The 4,845-nt window shown below is 63.1% G+C and carries 5 protein-coding genes; 4 read left to right on the top strand and 1 reads right to left on the bottom strand.

What is annotated here, in order from left to right; genetic code table 11:
• Positions 1 to 262: 262 nt before the first annotated feature.
• Complete coding sequence (locus tag EN893_RS19095; RefSeq protein WP_027039874.1) at positions 263 to 1,183, bottom strand: LysR family transcriptional regulator; 921 nt, start codon at positions 1,181 to 1,183, stop codon at positions 263 to 265.
• A 162-nt stretch (positions 1,184 to 1,345) separates the two neighbouring features.
• On the opposite strand from EN893_RS19095, the gene EN893_RS19090 reads away from it, so the two are divergent.
• The 4 genes from EN893_RS19090 to EN893_RS19075 form a co-directional block, all read left to right on the top strand.
• On the top strand, positions 1,346 to 2,563 hold the full coding sequence (locus EN893_RS19090) for a urate hydroxylase PuuD (protein WP_127266491.1): 1,218 nt from the start codon (positions 1,346 to 1,348) through the stop codon (positions 2,561 to 2,563).
• Between the two features lies 1 nt (position 2,564).
• Positions 2,565 to 3,881 carry a guanine deaminase gene (gene guaD, locus EN893_RS19085; protein WP_127266492.1) on the top strand — a complete coding sequence of 439 codons (1,317 nt, stop codon included), beginning with the start codon at positions 2,565 to 2,567 and terminating at the stop codon, positions 3,879 to 3,881.
• A 143-nt stretch (positions 3,882 to 4,024) separates the two neighbouring features.
• Positions 4,025 to 4,528: a heme-degrading domain-containing protein gene (locus EN893_RS19080; protein WP_127266493.1), complete on the top strand. Its 504-nt coding sequence runs from the start codon at positions 4,025 to 4,027 to the stop codon at positions 4,526 to 4,528.
• The coding region (locus EN893_RS19075) for a DUF4147 domain-containing protein (protein WP_127272660.1) at positions 4,525 to 4,845 on the top strand (321 nt) is incomplete at its 3' end. The genes EN893_RS19080 and EN893_RS19075, both read left to right, overlap by 4 nt.

Raw genomic sequence — 4,845 nt, 5'->3', positions numbered from 1 at the left:
GGCCGCCAGTGCGGAATCGGCAAGCAGCACCATGTCCAGGCCCGCTGCTTCGGCCGTTTGCACGAAACCAGTCAGGCGGCTGAATCCCGGTTCCGGCGATGGGTCGGCGATCCCCGGAAACAGCGAAACGGCAAGATGCATTGTGGCGCCGCTGTCCATCGATGGTGCCTGCGAGACGAAATACCACCCGAACTATGTTCGCCACTTCAGGGGATGGCAACCGCTGGCGCTGGGCCAACCGCCGGTCACGTGGAGGCCAGCATTATTTCCCAGCTAGCAGATCGTTGATCAGTCGCTGGCAGCGCTCGGCCATGAAGTCGAGCAGCAGCCGCACTTTTGGATCCTGCAGCTTCTTGTGCGGATACACGGCGGCGAACTGCACCGGTGTCGGTGGCGTGCTGCTCAGGATCACCTTCAGCCGCCGGTCGCGGATGAATGGCTCGACCTCGAAGCGCGGCTTGTTGATGATGCCGCGGCCTGAAAGCGCCCAGCCGGTCAGCACGTCGCCATCGTCGGTGTCATATGGCCCGTGCACCTCGAATTTCTGCGGGCCTGTGGGGGTCTGCAGCGTCCACACATATTCGCGCGCGCCGGAATAACGCAGCATCAGGCAGTCGTGCTTCTTGCCGATCAGTTCCTGCGGCTCGATCGGTTCGCCGCGCGCCTCGAGATATTTCGGCGCCGCCACCAGCACGCGCTCGCATTCCATGATGCCGCGCATCCTGAGGCTGGAATCCTCGATGATGCCGAGCCGGAAGGCGACGTCGATGCCTTCCTTCATGATGTCGACATTGTGATCCGAAAGCCTCAGCCTCACCTCGATGTCTGGGTATTTGTCGTGAAAATCGGGAATGCCCGAGGCCACCAACCGACGGCCGAGGCCCAAGGGGGCGGTGACGCGGATGGTGCCGCGCGGCTGACCGGAAAGCGCCGAGACCGCGGCTTCCGCTTCGGTGATCGCCTCCAGCACCTGCTTTGCGCCCCCGTAAAAAACCGTGCCATGCTCGGTCGGCATCAATTGCCGCGTCGTGCGGTTGAACAGACGCACGCCTAGGTGCTTCTCCAACTCCTTGATGCGGTTGGAGGCGACCGCCGGCGAAATCCGCATGTCGCGCCCGGCCGCCGACAGATTGCCGAGTTCGACCACGCGAACGAAGACGGCAATGTTGTCGAGATAGGCCATGCGGTTTAGTGGCTTTCCTGAGGCCGCCTTCGGGCGGCTCCCATCCTGCTGCGTGTGACTACCCTAGTATTTTCCATTTTTTTTTGAAAGTCATCGTGCACCTCGCCTCTTTCCGTTTGCGCTCCAACCCGTAAAGTCGCCCGATCGGCAGGGACGATTTCAATGATGGATTTCGCGATTTTCTGGGACTGGCTGAGTTTTGCCGTGCGCTGGCTCCACGTCGTCACCGGCATCGCCTGGATCGGCTCGTCCTTCTACTTCGTCGCGCTCGACCTTGGCCTGCGCCAGCGTCCCGGCATGCCCGTCGGCGCCTTCGGCGAGGAATGGCAGGTGCATGGCGGCGGCTTCTACCACATCCAGAAATATCTCGTGGCGCCAGCCGAAATGCCGGAACACCTGACCTGGTTCAAATGGGAATCCTACGCCACCTGGCTGTCCGGCTTCGCCATGCTGTGCGTCGTCTACTACGCCGGAGCCGATCTGTTCCTGATCGATCCGAACGTGCTGCCGATGTCGGTGCCTACAGGCATCCTGCTGTCGCTGGCAACGATTGGCGTCGGCTGGGTGGTCTATGATCTGCTGTGCCGCTCGCCGCTGGGAAAAAGCGATACCGGCCTGATGCTGGTGCTCTATTGCGTGCTGGTGTTCATCGCCTGGGGGCTGACGCACCTGTTCACCGGCCGCGCCGCCTTTCTGCATCTGGGCGCCATCACCGCCACGATCATGTCGGCCAATGTCTTCATGGTTATCATCCCAAACCAGAAGATCGTCGTCGCCGACCTCATCGCCGGCCGCAAGCCCGACCCGAAATACGGCAAGATCGCCAAGCAGCGTTCGCTCCACAACAATTATCTGACGCTGCCGGTGCTGTTCCTGATGCTGTCGAACCACTATCCGCTGGCGTTCGGCACTGAGTTCAACTGGGTCATCGCCTCGCTGGTGTTCATCATCGGCGTGCTGATCCGGCACTATTTCAACTCGGTCCACGCGCGCAAGGGCAACCCGACCTGGACCTGGATGGCGGCACTTGTCCTGTTCATTGTCATCATCTGGCTGTCGACCGCGCCGAAAGTGCTGACCGGCGAACCCAGGGAATCTGCGGCGGCGCAAATCTATGTCGCTTCAGCGCATTTCCCGGCCGTACGCGACACCGTGCTCGGCCGCTGCTCGATGTGCCACGCGGCGGAGCCGGTCTATGAGGGCATCTATCATGCGCCCAAGGGCGTGATGCTCGACACCGACGCCGACATCGCCAACCACGCCCGCGAGATCTATCTGCAGGCCGGCCGCAGCCACGCCATGCCGCCCGCCAACGTCAGCCAGATCACCGACAAGGAGCGGGCGCTGCTGGTGGCCTGGTTCGAAGGCGCAGGGAGATAGCATGAACTCGACACTTCTGCGCGGCCGCACGCTGTCCTTCGTGCGCTGGCCGCAGACCATCGACGATCATTCCGCCTGGCGCTACGAGGAGGACGGCGGCCTGCTGATCCGCGACGGCCGGATCGTCGCTGCGGGCACCTATGCCGATGTTGAAAAGCAGGCCGGCAAGACGGCGAAGAAAATCGACCACCGGCCGCATCTGCTGCTGCCCGGCTTCATCGATGCGCATGTGCATTTTCCGCAGATGCAGGTCATCGCCTCCTATGGGGCAGAACTGCTCGACTGGTTGAAAACCTACACTTTTCCGGAGGAAACGAAGTTCGCCAACGCCCAGCACGGCCGCCGCATCGCGCGGCTGTTCCTCGACGAAATGGTGCGCCATGGCACGACGACGGTTGCCGCCTACTGTTCGGTGCACAAGGCTTCGGCGGAGGCCTTCTTTGCCGAATCGCATGACCGCAATATGCTCAACATCGCCGGCAAGGTGATGATGGATCGCAATGCGCCCGACGGCGTGCTCGACACGCCGCAATCGGGTTACGACGACACGAAGGCGCTGATCAAGGAATGGCACGGCAAGGGACGGCAGCACTACGCCATCACGCCGCGCTTCGCCATCACCTCGTCGCCGGAGCAGATGGAGATGGCGGGCGCGCTGTGCCGCGAACATCCCGATTTGCACATGCAGACGCATCTGTCGGAAAACCACGCCGAAATCGCTTTCACGCAGGAACTCTACCCGTGGTCGCGCGACTATACCGACGTTTACGAGCACTACGGGCTGTTGGGCAAAAAGAGCCTGTTCGGGCACTGCATCCATCTCTCGGAGCGCGAAGCGGATGCGCTTTCCGACAGTGGCTCGGTGGCGGTGTTCTGCCCGACTTCCAACCTGTTCCTCGGCTCCGGCCTGTTCGACTATCAGCGCTTTCGTCGCCGCGAAAAGCCGATCCGGATCGCCGCCGCCACCGATGTCGGCGGCGGCACCAACTACTCCATGCTGCGCACCATGGACGAGGGCTACAAGGTGATCGCGCTGAACGGCGAGAAGCTCAACCCGCTCCAGTCCTTCTGGCAGATGACGCGCGGCAATGCCGAGGCGCTGTCGGTGGCCGACAAGATCGGCACGCTGGACGAGGGCACCGATGCCGACATCGTCGTGCTCGACGCCAGGGCAACGCCGGCGATGCGGCTCAGGATGGAGACTGTCGAGACGCTGGCGCAGGAACTTTTCCTGCTTCAGACGCTGGGCGACGACCGCACTGTCCGCGAAGTTTATGTGGCGGGGCGGCCAGCCAAGGCGGATATGATCGCGGGGTGAGACCCCCTCACCCCGAGGGGAGAGGACCGCAGCTCGACGGAGTGGGGGTCGACCCTGGCGGGGCAACACGATCGCCGCGACGGAAGCTTGACCGGGCGGAGCTTGTCGTACACACGATTTGTGACTGACTTCGGAGAAAGAAAATGGCCGCTGCGGACGACATCGCTCTGATCCAGAAGCAGGAAGAGACGCTGGTCTTCCCGGCCTTCGACGAGGCCGTCGCCTTCGAGATCGGCGCGGCGATCCGTGAGCGGGCACTGGCCGAGGCCATGCCCATCATTGTCGATATCAGGCTGTGGGATCGGCCGCTGTTCTACGCCGCGATGCCGGGTTCGAACGCCTCGAACCCCGACTGGGCGCGACGCAAGACCAATGTGGTCAAGCGGTTCCTGAGAAGCACCTATCGTATGGTGTTGGAACAGCAGCGCCCGGACCGCAGCTTCAAGATCGGCGAAGGGCTGGATATTGCCGACTACGTGCTGGCCGGCGGTGGCTTTCCGGTGACCGTCAAGGGCGCCGGCGTCATCGGGGTGATCGCCGTCTCCGGACTGCCGGAGCGCGAGGATCACGGCGTCGTCGTAGATGCGCTATGCGATCATTTGGGCGTCGACAAGCGCGGCCTGGCATTGCCTCGGGACGCCGAATGACCGTGCTCGATCCCAAGGCATTCCTGACCTCCATCTTCAACGCCGCCATCGCCGCCGCCGACCCGGAACGAACCATCCGGGATCATCTGCCGGCCAAGCCGAAGGGCCGCACCATTGTCATCGGCGCGGGCAAAGGCTCGGCGCAGATGGCGGCAGCGTTCGAGAAAGCGTGGGACGGCCCCATCGAAGGGCTGGTCGTCACCCGCTATGGCTATGGCGCGACCTGCGAGCGCATCGAGATCATCGAGGCGGCTCATCCGGTGCCGGACGCTGCCGGTCTGGAAGCCTCGCGGCGCCTGCTCGCCAAGGTCCAGAAT

The sequence above is a fragment of the Mesorhizobium sp. M7A.F.Ca.CA.004.04.2.1 genome, assembly GCF_004022825.1.
Classification (GTDB): Bacteria; Pseudomonadota; Alphaproteobacteria; order Rhizobiales; family Rhizobiaceae; genus Mesorhizobium.
This window is presented reverse-complemented; position numbering and strand designations above follow the sequence as displayed.

Bases quoted from the DNA above. Each gene is read 5' to 3' on its own strand.
- EN893_RS19095 (WP_027039874.1), bottom strand. From the start codon at position 1,183: ATGGCCTATCTCGACAACATTGCCGTCTTCGTTCGCGTGGTCGAACTC.
- EN893_RS19090 (WP_127266491.1), top strand. From the start codon at position 1,346: ATGATGGATTTCGCGATTTTCTGGGACTGGCTGAGTTTTGCCGTGCGC.
- guaD (WP_127266492.1), top strand. From the start codon at position 2,565: ATGAACTCGACACTTCTGCGCGGCCGCACGCTGTCCTTCGTGCGCTGG.
- EN893_RS19080 (WP_127266493.1), top strand. From the start codon at position 4,025: ATGGCCGCTGCGGACGACATCGCTCTGATCCAGAAGCAGGAAGAGACG.